This window comes from Cryobacterium sp. MP_3.1, from assembly GCF_035984795.1.
GTDB lineage: Bacteria > Actinomycetota > Actinomycetes > Actinomycetales > Microbacteriaceae > Cryobacterium > Cryobacterium zongtaii.
In genome coordinates this window covers 24029-43978 of record NZ_JAXCHV010000017.1, presented here as the reverse complement: position 1 = coordinate 43978, position 19950 = coordinate 24029, and the positions used below count along the sequence as shown (strand labels likewise).

Here is a 19950-nt window from a genome sequence, read left to right as displayed (position 1 = left end):
CTGGCCACTCAGCGGGGTTTGTTATTGTGACGAGAGTTACCACAGTGACGAATGTGACAAAGCACGAGCCCGATCGGGGAGTTATGAAGCGCACGGCCACCGTGATCAGCCGCGGAGTCAACGCCGGCCTCAGCCGGCTGCGGCCGAACCGGCAGCAGCCCCGACGCGGGCGAATCAGCGTCCGCCGGGCGACCATGGGCGTGACCGGCTTCGCCGCCGCCCTGACCCTCGCGGTGACGCTCGCCAGCCCGATCAGCCCGGCCATGGCCGTGGACTACCCGAGCTGGCCAGACGTGCTGGCCGCCAAGTCCAACACCAACGCTGCCGCCGCCCAGGTCACCGAGATCCAGAACCTCATCGCCGGCCTGCAGACCGAGGTGGAACGCACCCAGGCGGAAGCCGAGGCGCGCGGAGTCGAGCTCCAGACCGCCCAGGAGAAGTTCGACGACGCCAGCCGTCGCGCCGGCGACCTGCAGGCTCAGGCCGACACCAGCAAGACCGAGGCGGACGCCGCGACCACCCAGGCCGGTCAGCTTGCCGCGCAGCTGTACCGCACCGGCGGCACCGATCTCAGCGTCAACCTCTTCATCGACGGGCAGAAGAGTGGCGAGGGTGCCGACGAGTTGCTGTCCAAGCTCGGCAGCATGAGCAAACTTGTCGAACGCAGCACCGACGTCTACGACCAGGCCCAGACCGCCAACAACACCGCTCAGGCCCTGGGTGACCAGGCCGCTGTGGCGCAGGCCGAGCGAGAGGCCCTCCGGATCGAGGCCGAAGCCGCCATGGTGGCAGCCCAGGAGGCGGCGGACGCCGCAGCCGGTGCGCTCGCCGACTCCGAAGCGCAGAGCGTGATCCTCGAGCAGCAATTGCAGTTCATGCAGGACGCTCAGGCCACCACCACCGCGGGTTACGAGGCCGGCGTCGCCGAACGGGCCCGGATCGCCGCGGAAGCCGAAAAGGCGCGCCTCGCCGCCATCGCCGCCGAAGCAGCACGCGCCGCGGCTTCCCGACCGGCCCCCTCGTCCGGCGGCTCAACCGGATCTCCCGGCGCAGGCCTCAGCGGCGGCCAGGTCGGCGGCCAGGGTTGGGGCGTTCCCGCCGGCGGACGCATCACCGACGGCTATGGCGCCCGCGCCGTGCTCTGCGGCAGCGGCGGCTGTAGCGGCGGTTTCCACTACGGCACCGACATCGGCACCGGCTGCAGTGCCCCGATCTACGCGGCAGCATCGGGAACCGTCGAATACGCGGGCCGCAAGGGCACTTACGGCAACTTCGTTCAGATCAGCCACGGCAACGGCATCATGACCGGCTACGCCCACATCCGGGACGGTGGCATCTTCGTCTCGGTCGGCCAGCAGGTCTCGGTCGGCCAGAACATCGCCAGCTCCGGCACCACCGGCGCCTCCACCGGCTGCCACCTGCACTTCGAGGTGTTCAGCGGCGGCAACCGGATCAACGCCGTTCCGTTCATGTCCGACAGGGGAGCGCCACTTGGCTGAGCACACGTCCACCCGCCGCTCGCGGCGTACCTCGGCCGCGCTGCTGTCGGCAGCGATGATCGGCTCCGTCACGGCCGCGGCCGGCGTGGCCGTGCCGGCCTTCGCCGACGAGGACTACCCGAGTTGGGACGAAGTGGCCAAGGCCAAGCTGAGCGAGGCCACCAAGGCGAAGGAAATCGAGAACCTCACCGGACTGCTCACGGGCCTGCGGGAGTCGTCGGCGGTCGCGTCGCAGGGCTCCCAGATGGCCGCGGAGGCCTACAGGGTCACCCAGGACGACCTCGATGCGGCCACGGCCCGGGAAGAGAGCCTGGACAAGCAGTCCGCGGTGGCACAGAAGGCCGCTGACACGTCCAAGATGCGCGCCGGCCTGATCGCCGCGCACCTGGCCAAGACCGGAGCCCAGGACCTCTCCCTCAATCTGTTCCTCAACGGCAATACCGCCGACGACCTGCTCAGCCAGCTCGGCACGGCCAGCAAGCTCAGCGAACAGTCCGAGACCATTTACCGGCAGGCCGTCCAGGACAAGAACACCGCGGAATCGCTCATCGCCCAGGCTGCCGCCGCCACCGCGGAACGCAAGCGCCTCAGCGCCGAGTCCAAGGAGAAGTACGAATCGGCCAGCGACGCCGCGCTGGGCGCCCAGGCCGCACTCGACGTCGAGCTGAAGAAGTCGTCGGAGCTTTACGAACAGCTGGCCCTGCTGAAGGACACCACCGCCGACGTGGAGCGCGAGTACCAAACCGGTCTGGACGCCGCCGCATCCGCCGCCGCGCTGGCCAAGGCCCAGGCCGCCGCTGCGGCCGCCGTCAAGAACAACCCGCCGGCCGCCTCCGCTCCCGCTGCTCCGGGCGCTGCTGCTCCAGCTCCCGCTGCTCCGGCTCCTGCCGCCCCTGCCCCCGCTGCTCCGGCTCCCGCCGCCCCTGCCCCCGCTGCTCCGGCTCCCGCTGCTCCGGCGCCGCCCGTCGCGTCGGCCCCGGCCGCACCCAACGCGTCAGCCGTCGGCACCGCCATCGCCTTCGCCCGTGCACAGCTCGGCGACGCCTACAAGCTCGGCGGCTCCGGCCCCGACGTCTGGGACTGTTCCGGTCTGACCAAGGCCGCCTACGCAGCCGCGGGCATCTACATCGGCACCCACTCGGCAACGAACCACTACAACACCATGGCCGGTCAGGGCAAGCTCGTCTCGTTCTCGCAGGTGCAGGTGGGCGACCTCGTGTTCTGGGGCTCGCCGGGAAATTACTATCACGTGGCCATCTACGTCGGCGGCGGACAGATCCTCGAGGCGCCAGACGTAGGCAAGCCCGTTCGGGTGCACAGCATCTGGTCGCCAGGCCAGGTCGCGCCGTACGTCGGCCGACCGTCCTGAGCAACCGACCCCGGCACACGATAGAAGCCGCCTCCCGGATGGGAGGCGGCTTCTATTGGTTCAGCGCGTCGCTGCGGGTCAGTGACCTTCGTCGACGAGCTTCTTCAGGCCGTCGCGCACAATCTGGTCGGCCTCGGCGGCGTCGCCCCAGCCCTCGGTCTTGACCCACTTGTTCGGCTCAAGGTCCTTGTAGTGCTCGAAGAAGTGCTCGATCTCCTTGCGGGTGTACTCCGGGATGTCGGTGACGTCCTGGATGTAGTCCCAGCGCGGGTCGCCGGCCGGAACCGCGATGACCTTGGCGTCTGAGCCACCGTCATCGGTCATGTTGAACACGCCGACGGGGCGCACGGACACGCCGACGCCGGGGAACAACGGGAAGTCGAGCAGCACCAGAACGTCGACGGGGTCGCCGTCCAGGCCCAGGGTGTTCTCGAAGAACCCGTAGTCGGTGGGGTACACGAAGCTCGTGTACAACACCCTGTCGAGGTAGACCCGACCGGTTTCGTGGTCCACCTCGTACTTGTTGCGGCTACCGCGTGGGATTTCAATGACTGCGTCGTATTCGGCCATGGCCTGATATCTCCCTTATTCGAAGTCTGCGGATAACGTTACTGGATGGAGTCCACCCGCCGCCCGCGACTGTCGCCGGCCATCGCCGACCTGCGCCGTGCCGTGCGCGAGCTGCTGCCCGAGACCGGCCTGGTCCTGGTGGGGCTGAGCGGGGGAGCGGATTCGCTGGCCCTGGCCGCCGCGACGGCGTTCGAGGCCCCGCGGGCCGGGCTCACCGCCGGCGCCGTGATCGTCGACCACGGCTTGCAGGCCGGCTCGGCGGACACCGCAGCCGTCGCAGCAGGACAGGCTCGGGCTCTCGGCCTGGATCCGGTGCTGATCGTGCCGGTCATGGTGACGCCGGACGCCGGCGACGGCCCCGAAGCCGCCGCGCGGACCGCGCGGTACGCGGCGTTCGAGCAGGCACTGGCCGGCACGGGCGCGATCGCGGTGCTGCTCGGCCACACCCTCGACGACCAGGCCGAGACCGTGCTGCTGGGCCTGGCCCGCGGCTCGGGGGCGACGAGCCTGCAGGGCATGGCGTCGATCAGTGGGCCGTACCGGAGGCCGCTGTTGGGCATCCGCCGTGCCGTGACCCGGCAGGCCTGCCTGGATGCGGGGCTGCCGGCCTGGTCCGACCCGCAGAACGCCGACCCCCGCTACGCCAGGGTTCGGGTGCGCCAACGGGTGCTGCCGGTGCTCGAGGCCGAGCTCGGGCCGGGCATCGCCGAGGCTCTCGCCCGCACCGCCGAAACGCTGCGCGAGGATGCCGACGCCCTCGACGCCTTGGTGCGGGACCTCGTCGAGGAGATCTACGAGCCGGCCGAAGCCGGCATCGGGGTGTCGGCCGCCGCGCTGGCCGTGCACCCGGCGGCCCTCCGCCAGCGGATGATCCGCCACGTGGTGGCTCGGGAGTTCGGGGTGGCCTGGGAACGCAGTCACACCTTGGCCGTCGCCAGGCTCGTCACCGACTGGCACGGGCAGAATGCGCTCGACCTGCCAGGCGTTAGAGTGGAACGTCTGGGGGGAACGCTCGTGTTTTCTGCTCCTCGACCCACCTAAACAAAGGACTCTTCCACTCCCATGGAACCTCGTGACATTGACGGCGACCTCACCGAAATCCTGATCGAAGAGACCGAGATTCGCGCTCGCCTGGCCGAGATGTCGCGGCAGATCGAAGCGGACTACGCCGGCAAGGACCTGCTCCTGGTGGGCGTGCTCAAGGGCGCGGTCATGGTCATGGCCGACCTGGCCCGCGAACTCGTGCACCCCGTCACGATGGACTGGATGGCCGTCAGCTCCTACGGGTCAGGCACTCAGTCCAGCGGTGTCGTGCGGATCCTGAAGGACCTCGACACCGACCTGCACGGCCGCCACGTTCTCATTGTCGAGGACATCATCGACTCCGGCCTCACCCTGTCCTGGCTGATGGCGAACCTCAAGTCCCGCGGGCCGGCCTCGCTCGAGATCTGCGCCCTGCTCCGGAAACCCGACGCGGCCCGCGTCGAGATCGACGTCAAGTACCTGGGCTTCGACATCCCCAATCAGTTCGTCGTCGGCTACGGCCTGGACTACGCCGAGAAGTACCGCAACCTGCGCTCGGTCGGGGTGCTGGCTCCGCACGTGTACTCCACCGGCGAGTAGGCTCCGCTGCACCACGTCCTCCAGTTCACCTTTGGGCGAACACTCGGTGTTCCCCCAGTACGAGAGCGGTAGCCTGTGACCACCATGAACGTCAAGAAACTTCTGCGCGGGCCGCTCCTCTACATCATCCTGGCTGTCATCGCCGTCTGGGTGGGGTCGAGCCTCCTGACCATGTCTGGCTTCCGCGAGATTTCCACCCAGCAGGGTCTGGACTTCCTGAAGGACGGGAAGGTGTCTGAGGCGAAGATCGTCGACGGCGACCAGCGCGTCGACCTCACCCTCAGCAAGGCCGATTCGACCTACGGCGAGCAGGTGCAGTTCTACTACGTGGCCCCCCGCGGCGAAGAGGTCGTCGCCGCCGTCACGGACGCCGACCCGAAGGACGGCTTCACCGACGAGGTTCCCCAGGCCAGCTGGTTCCTGTCGCTGCTGGGCATCCTCCTGCCGGTCCTGCTGATCGGTGCGTTCTTCTGGCTGATGCTCTCCGGTATGCAGGGCGGCGGCAACAAGGTCATGCAGTTCGGCAAGTCGAAGGCCAAACTCGTCTCCAAGGAGACCCCGCAGGTCTTCTTCACCGACGTCGCCGGCGCGGACGAAGCCATCGAAGAGCTGCAGGAAATCAAGGACTTCCTCAAGGAACCGGCCAAGTTCCAGGCCGTCGGCGCCCGGATTCCGAAGGGCGTACTGCTGTACGGCCCTCCCGGAACCGGAAAGACCCTTCTGGCCCGCGCCGTCGCCGGCGAGGCCGGTGTCCCCTTCTACTCCATCTCCGGTTCCGACTTCGTCGAAATGTTCGTCGGTGTCGGCGCCAGCCGGGTGCGCGACCTGTTCCAGCAGGCCAAGGAGAACTCCCCGGCGATCATCTTCGTCGACGAGATCGACGCCGTCGGACGCCACCGCGGCGCCGGCATGGGCGGCGGCCACGACGAGCGCGAGCAGACCCTCAACCAGCTCCTGGTGGAGATGGACGGCTTCGACGTCAAGACCAACGTGATCCTCATCGCGGCCACCAACCGGCCCGACATCCTCGACCCGGCGCTCCTGCGTCCGGGACGTTTCGACCGTCAGATCGGCGTCGACGCCCCCGACATGCTCGGCCGCAAGCGCATCCTCGAGGTGCACTCCAAGGGCAAGCCGATGGCCGCCGGCGTCGACCTCGAGGTGCTCGCCCGCAAGACGCCGGGCTTCACCGGCGCCGACCTGGCGAACGTGCTCAACGAGGCCGCACTGCTCACCGCACGCTCCAACGCCCAGCTGATCGACAACCGAGCCCTCGACGAAGCCGTCGACAGGGTCATGGCCGGTCCGCAGCGCCGCACCCGCGTGATGCGCGACCAGGAGAAGCTCATCACCGCGTACCACGAGGGCGGGCACGCTCTCGTTGCCACGGCCATGCGCAACACCGACCCCGTGACCAAGATCACCATCCTGCCCCGCGGCCGCGCCCTGGGGTACACCATGGTGATGCCGCTCGAGGACCGCTACTCGGTGTCCCGCAACGAGCTTCTCGACCAGCTCGCCTACGCCATGGGCGGCCGGGTGGCCGAGGAGATCATCTTCCACGACCCCACCACCGGCGCCTCGAACGACATTGAGAAGGCCACCGCCACGGCTCGCAAGATGGTCACCGAGTTCGGCATGAGTAGTGATGTGGGACCGCTCAAGCTCGGTTCGGCCTCCGGCGAGATGATGTTCGGCCGCGACATGGGCCACCAGCGGGACTACTCAGAGCGGCTTGCCGAGCGGGTGGACACCGAGGTGCGCCAGCTGCTCGAGAACGCGCACGACGAGGCCTACACGGTCATCAACGCCAACCGGGCGATCCTCGACGACCTGGCGGCGAAGCTGCTCGAACACGAGACCCTCGACCAGACCGCGCTGGTGGAGATCTTCGCCGACGTGCAGAAGCTGCCGCCGCGCCCGCAGTGGCTCTCCAGCGACAAGCGCCCGGTTTCCGACCTGCCCCCCATCGCGATGCCGACGCCGAAGGCGCCCATCGACGGTGCGGCGGTCGACGGCGGCGTCACCAGCGGCGGCGCCGATGCGGACAAGCCCAAGCGCGCCCCCGCACGCAAACCGCGCCCCGCAACCGCGTAGACCGGCCCCCGTGGGAGTCGACCAGCCACGCATCGAAGCGGCCGTCGCCGAGATCCTCGCCGCCATCGGTGAGGATCCCGGCCGGGCCGGCCTGGCGTCGACCCCGGAGCGAGTGGCGTCGGCCTACGCCGAGTTCTTCGCCGGTCTCGGCCAGGACCCGCTCGACCACCTGCGCGACACAGTGCCGGTCGGAGACCGGACCGGCGAACTGGTGCTGCTGCGTGACATCGAGTTCCGTTCCGTCTGCGAACACCACCTGCTGCCGTTCCTCGGCACCGCTCACCTGGCCTACCTGCCCGGTGAACGCATCGTAGGCCTGGGCAAACTGGCCAGCGTCGTGACGACCCTCGCCGCCAGGCCCCAACTGCAGGAACGGCTCACCGAAGAGATCGCCGACACCCTCGAGACCGGGCTGGCGCCGCGCGGGATCCTGGTGGTCCTCGATGCCAGCCACGGCTGCGTCACCACCAGGGGTCCCCGCCAGACCCACAGCTCCACCGTGACCATGGCCAGCCGTGGGGACCTGGCCTTGCCCGTTGCTCGCTCGGAGATCATCGCCCTCATCGGCGGGACGCAGGTCGGGCGGTGACCCTGGTGATGGGTGTGCTCAACGTCACCCCCGACTCGTTCAGCGACGGCGGCCGGTGGGCGAGTACCGACGCTGCCGTGCGACACGCCGTGGACCTGCACTCCTCGGGAGCCGACCTCATCGACGTCGGCGGGGAATCCACCCGGCCCGGCGCCGACCGGGTCTCGCCCCAGGTCGAGCAGGCCCGGGTGCTGCCCGTGATCACCGAGCTGCGCCGGCTGGGCATCATGACCAGTGTCGATACCCTCAACTCCCAGACCGCCGCACGGGCCGCCGACGCCGGGGTCGACATCATCAACGACGTGTCCGGCGGTCTGGCCGACCCCGGCATGGCGGCGGTGGTCGCCCGCACCGGCCTGACCTACATCGCGATGCACTGGCGCGGCCACGCCCGCACCATGGACACCTTCGCCGAGTACGACGACGTGGTCGCCACCGTGGTCGCCGAATTGACCGAACGAGTCGCCGTCCTCGAGGCTGCCGGGGTGGCGCGCAGCCAGATCGTGCTGGACCCCGGCCTCGGTTTCAGCAAGGACGCCGAGCAGAACTGGCGGGTGTTCGCCAGGCTCGACGCCCTCGCTCCGCTCGGCCTTCCGGTCATGGTCGGTGCCTCCCGCAAACGCTTCCTGGCCGGCGTGCTGCCGGAAGACGCCACCATCATCGACCGGGATCTGCCAACCGCCGTGCTCAGCGTGCTCGCCGCCCAGGCGGGCGCCTGGGCCGTTCGTGTGCACGACGTGGCGGGCACCCGGGCCGCCCTCAACGTGCTCGCCCGGGTCGATTCGGCCAGAATAGGGTCATGAGCACCGACTCGATCACCCTCACCGGGCTGCGGATCACCGCGCACCACGGTGTCTTCGACTTCGAACGCGAGAACGGTCAGGAGTTCGTCATCGACGTGACGGTCTGGCTGGATTTCCGTGCGGCGGCGGCCGGTGACGACCTGTCCCGCACCATCCACTACGGCGAACTCGCCGAGGAGGTCGCCGACGCCGTGCGTCGTGACCCCGTCGATCTCATCGAGACCCTCGCCGAGCGCATCGCCGACGTGGTTCTCGCCCACGACGCCGCCGAACGCGTGCGGGTGACAGTGCACAAGCCGCAGGCTCCCATCGAGATCCCGTTCGCGGATGTGTCGGTGCAGATCGAACGCACGCGGATCGAAGGCACGCAAACCGAACGCACGCAAACCGAACGCACGCAAACCGAAGGGAGCCGCGCATGACCGACGCCGACGCCGCCCCGGCACGCACCGCCGTGCTCGCCCTGGGCAGCAACCTCGGTGACCGCGAGGGCACCCTGGCCGCCGCCGTGCGCGCCGTCGCCGAACTGCCCGGCGTGCAACTCACCGCGATCTCCCCGGTGTACGCCTCCGACGCCGTGAAGCCCGACGGGGTGGACCTCGCCGCACCCGGCTACCTCAACCTTGTGGTGAGCGTGCTGTGGACGGGCGAGCCGCACGCCCTGCTCGACGCCGTCAACGTCATCGAAAACGACCACGGCCGGGTCCGGGAGGAACGCTGGGGCGACCGCACCCTGGACATCGACCTGATCTGCCTGGGCGACCTCCGCATCGACGACGACAGACTCACCCTCCCGCACCCGCGCGCGGCGGAACGCGACTTCGTGCTGGCTCCCTGGCTCGACATCGACCCCGACGCCGAGCTGCCCGGTCGGGGCCGGGTGCGCGAACTCCTGGCCGTCGCCGCACGCACCGCCAGGGCGCATCCGGTGACCGCGAGCACCGACCCCGCGCACACCGAGGTCGCCCACGCCGAGACCCTGCACGAGACCCCGGGCCGACCGCGACCGGGCACCCCGGACGACCTCACCGACGACCTCACCGAGAACGAGGACGATCGCCGATGAAGCGCACCCACCCCACCCCGCTGATCGCGTTGGGCCTGGCCGGGCTCGTCGTCGGGTTCCTGGTCGAACTGGCGGCGACGGCCTGGAGCGCGCCGATCATAGTTCCACCGTTCACCTTGCCCCTGGCCCTGATCCTGATCGCCGTGATCCTCGTCTCCCTGGCCTGGCCGATCCGCCAGGCCACCAGAGGTCGGGCGACAAAACGCGTCGACCCGTTCCTGGCAATGCGGATCGCCCTGCTCGCCAAGGCATCCAGCCTGTCCAGTGCGCTCCTGCTCGGCGTGGGCCTCGGCATCGTGGCCTTCATCCTCACCCGGTCGGTGGTACCGGCGGTAACATCGTTGTGGCTCGCAATCGGGATGGCGCTCGGCGCCGTGATCCTCCTCGCGGGCGGGCTCGTAGCGGAGCATTTCTGCACACTGCCGCCGGACGACCACGATCACGACAATGGGGGACCGAACGATGGCGGAGCAGCCCGTGCCTGATTACCCCGGCAGCGACCCCATCGAGGCCGTAGCACCCGTCGGTGCCCGCCTCGACCTGCCGGAGGCGGGCGAATGGAAGCGCGTGTCGCCGAAGTACGTCATGGTCGAAATCGTGGGAACCGTCGTCTTCCTGCTCATAGTCTGCGCCGCCGCCGGGGCCCTCTGGCTGATGCTCGACCAGGTCTGGGCCGCCTGGGTGGGCGGCTTGATCGCGCTGATCACCCTGGTCTCGCTGGCGTTCGAGCCCCGCCGGGTGCGCTCGATCGGGTACCAACTGCGCGCCGACGACCTGCTCTTTCGCCGCGGCATCATGTACCAGCGGTTCGTGTCGGTGCCTTACGGCCGCATGCAGTTGGTCGACATCACCCGCGGCCCGGTCGCGCGCCTGCTCGGCCTCGCCGACCTCAAGTTCGTCACGGCCGCCGCATCCTCCGGCGTCGCGATCCCCGGCCTCGCCGAGGCCGACGCGGATGCCCTCCGCGACCGCCTGGTGGAACTGGCCGAGAGTCGGCGGGCCGGGTTGTGACCTCCCTCGCCGACGGGGACTGGCACCGCCTGCATCCCGCGAGCCCGGTGCTGCGCGGCGGCATCTTCGTCTTCGCCCTGCTCGGCTTCGTCATCGCCAACCTGCGCGAACGCTTCGTCGACGTGGTCTTCGGGATCCCACGGCAATCCGGCGACCCCCTCGACGAGATCTACGAGCGCGGCGCCGTGGGCTGGGCGCTGCTCATCGCCGCCGCGATCCTCATCGTCATCCTCATCGCTTTCACCCTGTCCTGGCGGATGCACACCTTCAGGGTCAGCGATGAATCCGTCGAGGTCCGCAGCGGCGTCCTGTTCCGCAGCCACCGGCAGGCGCGCCTGGACCGCATCCAGGGCGTGAACATCGTGCGCCCCCTCATCCCGAGGCTGTTCGGTGCGGCCAAGCTCGAGGTGAGCGTGGCCGGTCAGGACGCCAACGTGCAGCTCGCCTATCTCGGCTCCGCGCTGGCCGACGGGCTGCGCCGCGACATCCTGCAGCTGGCCTCCGGCGCACGCCAGCCCCGGCCCGTCGCGGGCGAGAGCGTGCCGGAGGCGCCGCTGCCGGACGGCGACCCCGCAGAGATCCCCGCCGACACGGCGACCGCCGCGCACGCCGGCCGCCGTCAGGCCCTCAACGACTACGCCACCAGCCGGGTGGGCGAATTCCTCGCCCCCGAACTGGACCCTGACGCGGCCCCGCCGGAGTCGGTCGTACGGATCCCGGTGCTGCGGCTGATCGGCTCGATAGTGTTCAGCGGCTTCACGGTCTTCGTCGCCGTGGCCATCGTCGCTCTCATCGTGAGCGTCATCGTCGGCGGCAGCGAGTGGTTGCTGATCGCGATCTTCCCCGGCCTCATCGCGAGCATCGGATACTACGTCTCCAGGTTCACCAAATCGCTGCGGTACAGCATCGCCGGCACCAGGGACGGCGTGCGGGTGGGCTTCGGGCTGCTCACAACGAGCAACGAGACCCTGCCGCCCGGACGCATCCACGCCATCGGCGTGACCCAGCCGCTGGTCTGGCGGCCCTTCGGGTGGTGGCAGATCAGCATCAATAAGGCCGGCCACTCCACCAACGACGGCGCAGCCGGCCAGGCGGCCACCACCGTGTTGCCGGTCGGGTCGCTGGCCGACGTGGCGAAGGTCCTCGAACTGATCCTGCCCGGGTTCGCGCTCGACGAGCAGCGGGTCCTGATCCAGCACGGCCTCACCTCCCGCGGCGGCGACGACGGCTTCCGCAACGCGCCCCGCCGGGCGGCCTGGCTGCGACCGTTCTCCTGGCGCCGCACCGGCTACGCGGTATCCGCCGGCGCCGTCCTGCTCCGCCGCGGCGTGCTGTCCAGGGAACTCGTCCTGGTACCCCTGGCCCGTCTGCAAAGCGTCGGCATCAACCAGGGACCCGTCCGACGCCGTCTTCGACTGGCCACCGCCAGGCTGCACACCGTGACCGGACCGGTGACCGCGACCCTCGGCGTGCTCGACGTGGGGGAGGCCGTGCGCCTGCTGGAGACCGTCACCGCCGGCGCCGTCGCGTCCGCGGAGTCCGACACCAGCCACCACTGGAGTCGCATCGGCCCGGACCCAGCGCCGACCCCGCGACCCGCCAGCCCGGTCGGCCCCGCCGCCGCCGCGGAGGTGACCTCGTGACGGTGCGACCGGGCCGCCTGGGCATCGGCGTCATCGGCGCCGGCCATGTCGGACCCATCCTCGCCGCCGCTCTCGCCGGCGCCGGGCATGCCCTGATCGGCATCTCCGCGATCTCGCAGGCCAGCCGTGACCGCGCGGAAGCGATCCTGCCGGGCGTTCCCGTGCTCACGGTGCCCGAGGTGGTGGAGCGCAGCGAACTGGTGATCATCGCGGTGCCGGACGACCAGCTGGACAGCCTCGTGACCGGCCTCGCTGCCACGGGAACCTGGCAGCCCGGCCAGCTCGTGCTGCACACCTCCGCACGCTACGGCACCAACGTGCTGCTGCCCGCCCAGCGGGCCGGCGCGATCCCGTTGGCCATCCACCCGGCAATGGCGTTCACGGGCACCAGCTTGGACATCAGCCGCCTGGCCGACAGCTACTTTGCCGTGACCGCCCCAGCCCCCGTGCTGCCGATCGCGCAGGCCCTGGTCGTGGAGATGGGCGGCGAACCGGTGATCGTGGCCGAGGGCGACCGGGAGATCTACTCCGAAGGCATCGAGACCGCCACGGCGTTCTCCAGCTCGATCGTCGACCAATCCACCCGGCTGCTCAGCGAGATCGGTATCGAGGCGCCGGGGGCCGTGATCGCGCCGCTGGTGCGCTCGGCCATCGAGAACGCCCTCACCCGCACCGGCGCCAGGCATCCGCTCGACGACCTCGCCGATCTGGGCGACACCACCCACCTACTCGACCCGCCATACCCGCCCCACCCGTTTGACCCGGAGGACCAGTGACCGTGCTCACCAAGCCAGAAGTCATCGACACGATAGACGAGCTGCGAAATAGCCTCTGCCTCGCCAAACAGAACGCCGCGGCCAGGGGTGGCGATGCCCACGTCGTGCTCGTTCCCACCATGGGCGCCCTGCACGCCGGGCACCGGGAACTCGTGCGGCGTGCCGTCGCCGTCGGCGACATCGTGGTCGTGTCGGTCTTCGTCAACCCGCTGCAGTTCGGCGTGAACGAAGACCTCGACACCTACCCGCGCACCCTCGACGCCGACGTGGCGGCGCTGGCGGAGGAGGGCGCCGCATTCGTCTTCGCCCCGCACGCCCAGGAGATGTACCCCGACGGCGCCTCGTCGACCCGCCTGACCGCAGGCGCGGTCGGCGGTCTCTACGAGGGTGCCGCCCGGCCCGGCCACTTCGACGGCATGCTCACCGTCGTCGCGAAGCTGGTGAACATCGTCGAACCCGACATCGCCGTCTTCGGTCAGAAAGACGCCCAGCAGGTTTTCCTGGTGGAGCGGATGGTCGCCGACCTCAACCTGCGGGTGCGCATCGAGGTCGTGCCCACGGTGCGGGAGGACAACGGCCTGGCCCGCTCGAGCCGCAACCGCAACCTCGACGAGCCCGCCCGCACCGCGGCCAGGTCGCTGTTCGTGGGCCTGACCGCGGCCGCGGCCGCGGCCCACTCCGGGGTTCCCGCCGCGATAGTTGCCGCCCACGCGGTGATCGGGGCCGCGCCTCTGGTTAAACTGGACTATCTGGTTGTCGTGCACCCGCACACCTTCCTGCCGGTCGACGACGACTACCGCGGCCAGGCCAGGATGCTGGTCGCCGCGGTGGTCGGCAGCACCCGGTTGATCGACAACATTTCACTGGACATCCCCTAACCGCTTTCAACGGGGTGCCGGGCCTGGCCCGTGTACGCCCACCGACGGAGAACCGCATGAGCACCACCCCCGACGCCGTGCCCGGCGACACGCCCAGCAACGATGACGCACAGGCCGCCGCCGAACTGACCGAGCAGAAGGCCGTGCGCCTGGCCAAGCGTGACCGCCTGAACGCGGCCGCGTCCAGCCCGGCCGGTGGCGCCTACCCGGTGTCGGTGCCCGTCACCCACACCATCCCCGCCGTTCGCGCCCGGTACGGCGAGCTCGAAGCGGACGCCGCCACCGGCGAGACCGTAGGCCTGGCCGGCCGCGTGGTGCACCTGCGCAACACCGGCAAGCTCTGTTTCGCGAGCCTGCAGTCCGGCGACGGCAGCCGCATCCAGGCCATGGTGTCGCTCGCCGCCGTCGGCGACGAATCGTTGGCCGCGTGGAAGGACCTCGTCGACCTCGGCGACCACGTCTTCGTCGCCGGTGAGGTCATCTCCTCCCGCCGCGGCGAACTGTCGGTCATGGTCACCGAGTGGCAGATCGCCGCCAAGGCGCTGCTGCCGCTGCCGAACCTGCACTCCGAACTCAGCGAAGAGACCCGGGTGCGCAGCCGCTACCTCGACCTCATCGCCCGTGAGCAGGCCCGCCGCACCGTGGTGCAGCGTTCCCAGGCCGTCGCGAGCCTGCGCGCAACCTTCACCGCGCGCGGCTTCCTCGAGATCGAGACGCCGATGCTGCAGACCCTGCACGGCGGCGCCTCGGCCCGGCCGTTCTCCACCCACAGCAACGCGTTCGACACCGAGCTGTTCCTGCGCATCGCACCGGAGCTGTTCCTCAAGCGCGCCGTCGTCGGCGGCATCGACAGGGTCTACGAGATCAACCGCAACTTCCGCAACGAGGGCGCCGACTCCACCCACTCGCCCGAATTCGCGATGCTCGAGGCCTACGAGGCCTACGGCGACTACACCTCGATCGCCGAGCTCACCCAGACCCTGATCCAGGATGCTGCTGCGGCCATCACCGGCGGCTCGCACGTGGTGACCTGGGCCGACGGCACCGAGTACGACCTGGGCGGCCAGTGGGACCGCATCAGCATGTACGACAGCCTCTCCACCGCCGTGGGACGCACCATCAGCCCGGCCACCCCGCTGGCCGAGCTGCAGGCCTTGGCCGCCGCCGAAGGCGTCGAGGTCGATCACCCCATCCACGGCAAGTACGTCGAAGAGCTGTGGGAGCACTTCGTCAAGGGCGACCTGGTCCGGCCCACCTTCGTGCTCGACTTCCCGGTGGACACCAGCCCGCTGGTGCGCGGCCACCGCTCGATCGACGGCGTCGTGGAGAAATGGGACCTCTACATCCGCGGCTTCGAACTGGCCACCGGCTACTCCGAGCTCGTCGACCCCGTCGTGCAGCGCGAACGCTTCGTGGAGCAGGCCAGGCTCGCCGCCGGCGGCGACCCGGAGGCCATGCGACTGGACGAAGAATTCCTTCGGGCCCTGGAGCACGGCATGCCGCCCACCGGCGGCATGGGAATGGGCATCGACAGGCTGCTGATGGCCCTGACCGGCCTCGGTATCCGGGAGACCATTCTGTTCCCGTTGGTAAAGTAACCCGCATGATGACTTTTCTGCCCAAGGACCAGCTGAAGCCGGATGACGACGGCAAGAAGAAGGGCCCGTCGACCAACCGGATCATGATCTGGATCGTGGTGGGTGGCGTCGGCCTGTACCTGCTCGGTTCCGGGATCTTCGGCATCCTCACCAAGTAACCCGGCGGCGGGCGCGTCCAGATCGCGTAGGCTGAAGGGACTATGGATAGCTTCTGGGCCAACGCTTTGTACTCGCTCGCGCCCACGGTTTTGGTCGGGGTGCTCTTCTGGATCATCGTGCGCGCCATCATCCGTTCAGACCGCACCGAACGAAACGCCTACGCGCGGGTCGAAGCCGAGGAGCGGGCCAGACTCGGCCTTGACAAACCGGCCGCCTAACCGTGTTCGGTATTGACCTATCCACCATCCTTCTCGTGGTGGCATTCCTTGTTGACTTCGCCATCCGGGTGATCGCGATCATCGTCGTACCCCGCAACCGCAGGCCCACCTCCGGCATGGCGTGGCTGCTGGCGATCTTCCTGATCCCCTACTTCGGGTTCCTGCTTTTCCTGCTGATCGGCTATCGCACCCTGCCCAAGCGTCGGGTGGAAATGCAGGCCGAGATCAACCAGTTCATCCTCGACAGCACCGCCGGCATGGAACGCGTGCAACGCGACCACCCGTGGCCGGGCTGGCTCGAATCCGTGGTCGCGCTCAACCGCAATCTCGGCGCGATGCCACTCGTCGGCGACAACCGGGCGCGGCTGCACGGCAACTATGAGGAGACCTTCGCCGCGATGGTCGCCGACATCGACAAGGCCCGGAAGTACGTGCATGTCGAGTTCTACATCCTCTCCCTCGACCCCACCACCACCCCGTTCTTCGACGCTTTGGAGAACGCGGTCAAGCGGGGCGTGACGGTACGGGTGCTGATGGACCACATCCAGTCGATGCGGAAGCCGGGCTTCAAAAAGACCAAGAAGCGGCTCACCGAATCCGGCGTGCAGTGGCAGCTGATGCTGCCGCTGCAGCCGTTCAAGGGTCAGTGGCAGCGGCCCGACCTGCGCAACCACCGCAAGCTCGTCATCGTCGACGGTCGGGTCGGGTTCATGGGCTCGCAGAACGTGATCGACCGCACCTACAACATGAAGAGCAACATTCGCCGCGGCCTCAAATGGAAAGACCTGATGGTCCGGCTCGAAGGCCCCATCGTCTCTGGCCTGAACGCGATCTTCATCACCGACTGGTACAGCGAGACCAACGAGCTGCTCACCCGCGACATCGAGCCCGTGCACCCCGAGGACATCTCGGATGCCATCGACTGCCAGGTCGTGCCCAGCGGACCCGGCTTCGAGGGCGAGAACAACCTGCGCCTGTTCCTCGCGTTGCTGTACTACGCGCAGGAACGCATCGTGATCACCAGCCCGTATTTCGTGCCGGACGAGTCGATCATGTACGCGGTCACGACAGCCGTGCAGCGCGGCCTGCACGTGGAACTTTTCGTCTCTGAGATCGGCGACCAGGCTCTCGTTTACCACGCCCAACGTTCCTACTACGAGGAACTGCTGCGGGCGGGCGTGAAGATCTACATGTACAAGGCGCCGTACGTACTGCACGCCAAGCACTTCACCATCGACGATGATGTCGCCGTGATCGGCTCGAGCAACATGGACATGCGCTCGTTCAGCCTCAACTTCGAGGTGTCCCTGATGGTGCGTGGGGCTTCGTTCGTGCAGGCGCTCCGGGCGGTGGAGGACGGCTACCGGGCAGACAGTCGCGAGCTCACCCTCGACGAGTGGATGAAGCAGCCGTTGCGCTCGACGATCCTCGACAACCTCGCCAGGCTGACCTCCGCCGTGCAGTAGCCGCAGCGGGCGAACCGCGGTTCAGCGGCGGGGTTTGAGCCGCACGGTGGGCAGCATCGGCGCCGGCAGCGGCGCACCGTGGTACGCGACGTGGCCGAACCGGCCGTCGGCGTCCGAGTCGTCGATCACCTCCGCCTGCCACTGGTCCCGCCAGGCGGTGATCTCCTCGTGGCTGCGGCCGATGAAATTCCACCACATCACGATCTGCTCGCCGAGCGGCTCACCGCCCAGCAGCAGCACCCGGGCCGGGCCGTCGCCGGTGTTCTCCAGGCGGATGACCGGACGTCCGCTGTCGATGAAGCCCAGTTCGTTCCGGTGCACCGGTGCGCCGCCGACACTGACGGTGCCGGCGTCGACGAGCACACCGTGTTCGAAGGATCGGTCGACGTCAAGGTCGATCGACGACCCGGCCGGCAGGTCGATCTGAGCGCCGACCAGCGGGGTGTCCCCGGTGGCGGCGGCGGTCTGTCCGGCCACCGTACCCAGGAATACGTGCAGGGTGACCGCGCCCCGCGTCACCGGTGCGATGACGTGGTTCTCGAAGTGCGGCGCCTGGTGGCGGGTGAGCTCGGGCAGGGCGATCCACAGCTGCACCCCGTGCAGCGCCGTGGTGTCCGGCGTGGACACCTCGGAGTGGCTGATACCGGAACCCGCGGTCATCAGGTTCAGCTCGCCCGGCCGGACCAGAGCGAGGCTGCCGACGCTGTCGCGGTGCTCGACCTCGCCGGCGAACAGCCAGCTCGCCGTCTGCAACCCGGTGTGCGGATGCGGCGGCACCACCATCCCGCCGGTGACCGACACGTCGTCTGGGCCGTAGTGATCGACGAAGCACCAGGCGCCGATCAGGCTTCTCGCGCGCTGGGGGAGCGTGCGACGCACGCCCATCGCCCGCAGACCGCCCAGGGGTACATCCCGGGGCTGCAGGATGACGACATCCACCTCGGAGGTCGTGCTGGGGTCGCAGACGAGTTCGACCGGTTCGGTTTCGAGGTTGCTCACACTGTGAGCTTATTCCGGGCGTGCCGGGGTGCGTAGCGGTTCAAGGGGCTCGGTGGGGCCCGTCTGCCCGCGCAGATCGTCGGGGTCTGCCGGCGGCAACGGGAGGGTGGGGTTGACCGACTCGGTGCCGGCGGCCGCCGTCGGTTCCTGCGGCCCCGAGGGCGTGCCCGGCTTTGTCCCGGGGACCGGCGGAACCCCGGGCGTGACCGGCGGGCGCTGCAGCAGTTCGACGAGCAGCACGGCGATCAGCGCCAGGACCGCCGTCCAGATGATCACCGGTACAGCAAGCGGACGCCAGAAGATCGCGACCGCTGCGGCAGCAAGCCCGATCAGCACGTGGGCCAAGCGCCGGTAGTGATAGAGGAAGTCCCCGAAACCGCCCGTCGTGACCCCGGCGTTCGCCGCCGCCGCCCGGATCCGGGCGCAGGTGCCGATGGTGGCCCGCCGCACGATCGTGGACCCACGGAACGGCCCGGCCAGATACGCCACCACGGCCACGGTGAAGCCGACGAGCCCCACCGACAGGGCCGTGGTGTTGATGAACGGCACAACGGCGTCATACAGCGCCTGGGCCACGTTGTTGGGAAGGTACGTGGGCGACAACGCGCTGACGAAGAGGATCCGCCCCACCGCGATCCCGGCGGCGAGTACGGCCATGGCCAGGGCCAGGGTGAGTCCGGCCCAGATCATGGTGCGGGAGCGTCGTCTGGCCACCAGCACGCCGAGGACGATCAGGCCCAGGCTCACCAGCGGCAGGACGAAACCGAGCACGTTCAGCAGCTGATACCCGGTGCGCGCCTGCACCAACGAGTCGGACTGGGCCACCACGATGGTGCGATCGACCTCGGGAATGTTCGTTGCCAACGAGAAGCCCCGGTCGACCAGTTCCTTCTTCACTTCTGCGATGATCGGCCCGAGCTGGATGCCGAGTTCGCCGGTGTCGCTGATCACCAGCGCCGTGGAGGTGTCACCCTCCAGGGCCGCGATGACCTGGGTCTGGCTGGTCCGCAGTGCCTGTTCCCACAGCTCGGCGAAGGCATCCGAGGCGACGATATTGGTGGCTGCGGACTCGATCAGCTGCTGAACCCCCTGCGCGGCGGGTGTCTCGAGAAGCGCCAGGGCGTCCTTGGCGGCCTGCGGCAGATCGAGGCTCTCCAGCCCGGTGAAGAGATCGCTGGTGATGGTGTTGATGTCGACGTTCTCGTTGACCACCGCGACGATCTCGTCAACCAGGTACGCCTGCACCGCGGGGTCGTCCGCGAGCGGGGCGAGCGAGGCGACGAACCTGTCGGTGTCATTGATGTAGCCCTTGGTCCAATAGGCCACCACGCTCACCGGGGCCAGGAGCACCCCGATGGTGATCAGCAGCGCCGCAAAAAACGCCCGCCACCTGGCGGACGCTCGGTGTTCGGCGGCCGGGCCGAGCTGTCCGCGCAGCCGGGCGTTCTCGGCGGAGAGCCGGGCGATCTCGGCGGCCGGGTCGGCGAGGCCGTTCGAGCGAGCCGGTTTGGCGAGGTTCGAGGAGCCGTCCATGTGCCGCCGCCTTTCGCCTGCGGGTGCAGGTCGCGAAATCGTGGAACCTGAGT

At 69.1% G+C, this 19950-nt stretch carries 21 protein-coding genes; 18 read left to right on the top strand and 3 right to left on the bottom strand.

The genetic code is table 11. The features are described 5' to 3' along the window. Window positions 1–53 precede the first annotated feature (53 nt). Both RCH12_RS11875 and RCH12_RS11870 read left to right on the top strand, forming a co-directional pair. Complete coding sequence (locus tag RCH12_RS11875) at window positions 54–1499, top strand: peptidoglycan DD-metalloendopeptidase family protein (protein WP_165789017.1); 1446 nt, start codon at window positions 54–56, stop codon at window positions 1497–1499. Next, a complete protein-coding gene (locus RCH12_RS11870; protein WP_327016990.1) occupies window positions 1492–2868 on the top strand; it encodes a C40 family peptidase in 1377 nt (458 codons plus the stop codon). The genes RCH12_RS11875 and RCH12_RS11870 overlap by 8 nt, the downstream gene beginning before the upstream one ends. Before the next feature lie 78 nt (window positions 2869–2946). Here RCH12_RS11870 and RCH12_RS11865 read toward each other — a convergent pair whose 3' ends face one another. Further along, window positions 2947–3438, bottom strand: a complete 492-nt coding sequence (locus tag RCH12_RS11865; protein ID WP_088457321.1) for an inorganic diphosphatase — start codon at window positions 3436–3438, stop codon at window positions 2947–2949. A 45-nt stretch (window positions 3439–3483) separates the two neighbouring features. Between RCH12_RS11865 and tilS the strand changes: the two genes are divergently transcribed. The 16 genes from tilS to cls all read left to right on the top strand — a co-directional run bounded on the left by tilS (window position 3484) and on the right by cls (window position 17365). Further along, on the top strand, window positions 3484–4479 hold the full coding sequence (tilS, locus tag RCH12_RS11860) for a tRNA lysidine(34) synthetase TilS (protein WP_327016989.1): 996 nt from the start codon (window positions 3484–3486) through the stop codon (window positions 4477–4479). A gap of 21 nt (window positions 4480–4500) precedes the next feature. Then, window positions 4501–5061: a hypoxanthine phosphoribosyltransferase gene (gene hpt, locus RCH12_RS11855; RefSeq protein WP_088457319.1), complete on the top strand. Its 561-nt coding sequence runs from the start codon at window positions 4501–4503 to the stop codon at window positions 5059–5061. 84 nt (window positions 5062–5145) lie between these two features. Next, window positions 5146–7158 (top strand): ATP-dependent zinc metalloprotease FtsH, encoded by a 2013-nt coding sequence (gene ftsH, locus RCH12_RS11850; protein ID WP_103430225.1) that lies wholly within the window; start codon window positions 5146–5148, stop codon window positions 7156–7158. A gap of 10 nt (window positions 7159–7168) precedes the next feature. Further along, window positions 7169–7747, top strand: a complete 579-nt coding sequence (gene folE / locus RCH12_RS11845; RefSeq protein WP_207795439.1) for a GTP cyclohydrolase I — start codon at window positions 7169–7171, stop codon at window positions 7745–7747. Further along, window positions 7744–8550: a dihydropteroate synthase gene (gene folP, locus RCH12_RS11840; RefSeq protein WP_327016988.1), complete on the top strand. Its 807-nt coding sequence runs from the start codon at window positions 7744–7746 to the stop codon at window positions 8548–8550. Before folE ends, folP begins: the two co-directional genes overlap by 4 nt. Then, window positions 8547–8972 carry a dihydroneopterin aldolase gene (gene folB / locus RCH12_RS11835; RefSeq protein WP_327016987.1) on the top strand — a complete coding sequence of 142 codons (426 nt, stop codon included), beginning with the start codon at window positions 8547–8549 and terminating at the stop codon, window positions 8970–8972. The genes folP and folB overlap by 4 nt, the downstream gene beginning before the upstream one ends. Next, window positions 8969–9616 carry a 2-amino-4-hydroxy-6-hydroxymethyldihydropteridine diphosphokinase gene (gene folK, locus RCH12_RS11830; protein ID WP_327016986.1) on the top strand — a complete coding sequence of 216 codons (648 nt, stop codon included), beginning with the start codon at window positions 8969–8971 and terminating at the stop codon, window positions 9614–9616. Before folB ends, folK begins: the two co-directional genes overlap by 4 nt. Continuing rightward, the gene (locus tag RCH12_RS11825) at window positions 9613–10101 is read left to right on the top strand and encodes a DUF3180 domain-containing protein (protein ID WP_327016985.1); all 489 of its coding nucleotides are present in this window, start codon (window positions 9613–9615) and stop codon (window positions 10099–10101) included. Before folK ends, RCH12_RS11825 begins: the two co-directional genes overlap by 4 nt. Beyond that, window positions 10094–10627: a PH domain-containing protein gene (locus RCH12_RS11820; protein WP_327016984.1), complete on the top strand. Its 534-nt coding sequence runs from the start codon at window positions 10094–10096 to the stop codon at window positions 10625–10627. Before RCH12_RS11825 ends, RCH12_RS11820 begins: the two co-directional genes overlap by 8 nt. After that, a complete protein-coding gene (locus RCH12_RS11815; protein ID WP_327016983.1) occupies window positions 10624–12270 on the top strand; it encodes a PH domain-containing protein in 1647 nt (548 codons plus the stop codon). The genes RCH12_RS11820 and RCH12_RS11815 overlap by 4 nt, the downstream gene beginning before the upstream one ends. Continuing rightward, window positions 12267–13046: a Rossmann-like and DUF2520 domain-containing protein gene (locus RCH12_RS11810; protein ID WP_327016982.1), complete on the top strand. Its 780-nt coding sequence runs from the start codon at window positions 12267–12269 to the stop codon at window positions 13044–13046. The genes RCH12_RS11815 and RCH12_RS11810 overlap by 4 nt, the downstream gene beginning before the upstream one ends. Before the next feature lie 2 nt (window positions 13047–13048). Further along, window positions 13049–13924, top strand: coding sequence for a pantoate--beta-alanine ligase (gene panC, locus RCH12_RS11805; protein ID WP_423739401.1), 876 nt, complete (start codon window positions 13049–13051; stop codon window positions 13922–13924). A gap of 56 nt (window positions 13925–13980) precedes the next feature. After that, the gene (gene lysS / locus RCH12_RS11800; protein ID WP_327016981.1) at window positions 13981–15522 is read left to right on the top strand and encodes a lysine--tRNA ligase; all 1542 of its coding nucleotides are present in this window, start codon (window positions 13981–13983) and stop codon (window positions 15520–15522) included. Window positions 15523–15527: 5 nt separating this feature from the next. After that, entirely contained in the window at window positions 15528–15680 is a 153-nt protein-coding gene (locus RCH12_RS11795; protein ID WP_165787931.1) for a hypothetical protein, read from the top strand. 42 nt (window positions 15681–15722) lie between these two features. After that, window positions 15723–15899 carry a hypothetical protein gene (locus RCH12_RS11790; protein ID WP_165787932.1) on the top strand — a complete coding sequence of 59 codons (177 nt, stop codon included), beginning with the start codon at window positions 15723–15725 and terminating at the stop codon, window positions 15897–15899. 11 nt (window positions 15900–15910) lie between these two features. Further along, window positions 15911–17365: a cardiolipin synthase gene (gene cls, locus RCH12_RS11785; protein WP_327017009.1), complete on the top strand. Its 1455-nt coding sequence runs from the start codon at window positions 15911–15913 to the stop codon at window positions 17363–17365. A 21-nt stretch (window positions 17366–17386) separates the two neighbouring features. Here the strand turns inward: cls and RCH12_RS11780 are convergent, their stop codons facing one another. Further along, on the bottom strand, window positions 17387–18364 hold the full coding sequence (locus RCH12_RS11780; RefSeq protein WP_327016980.1) for a pirin family protein: 978 nt from the start codon (window positions 18362–18364) through the stop codon (window positions 17387–17389). Window positions 18365–18373: 9 nt separating this feature from the next. Then, window positions 18374–19897, bottom strand: a complete 1524-nt coding sequence (locus RCH12_RS11775; protein ID WP_103430208.1) for a hypothetical protein — start codon at window positions 19895–19897, stop codon at window positions 18374–18376. Between the last annotated feature and the right edge of the window lie 53 nt (window positions 19898–19950).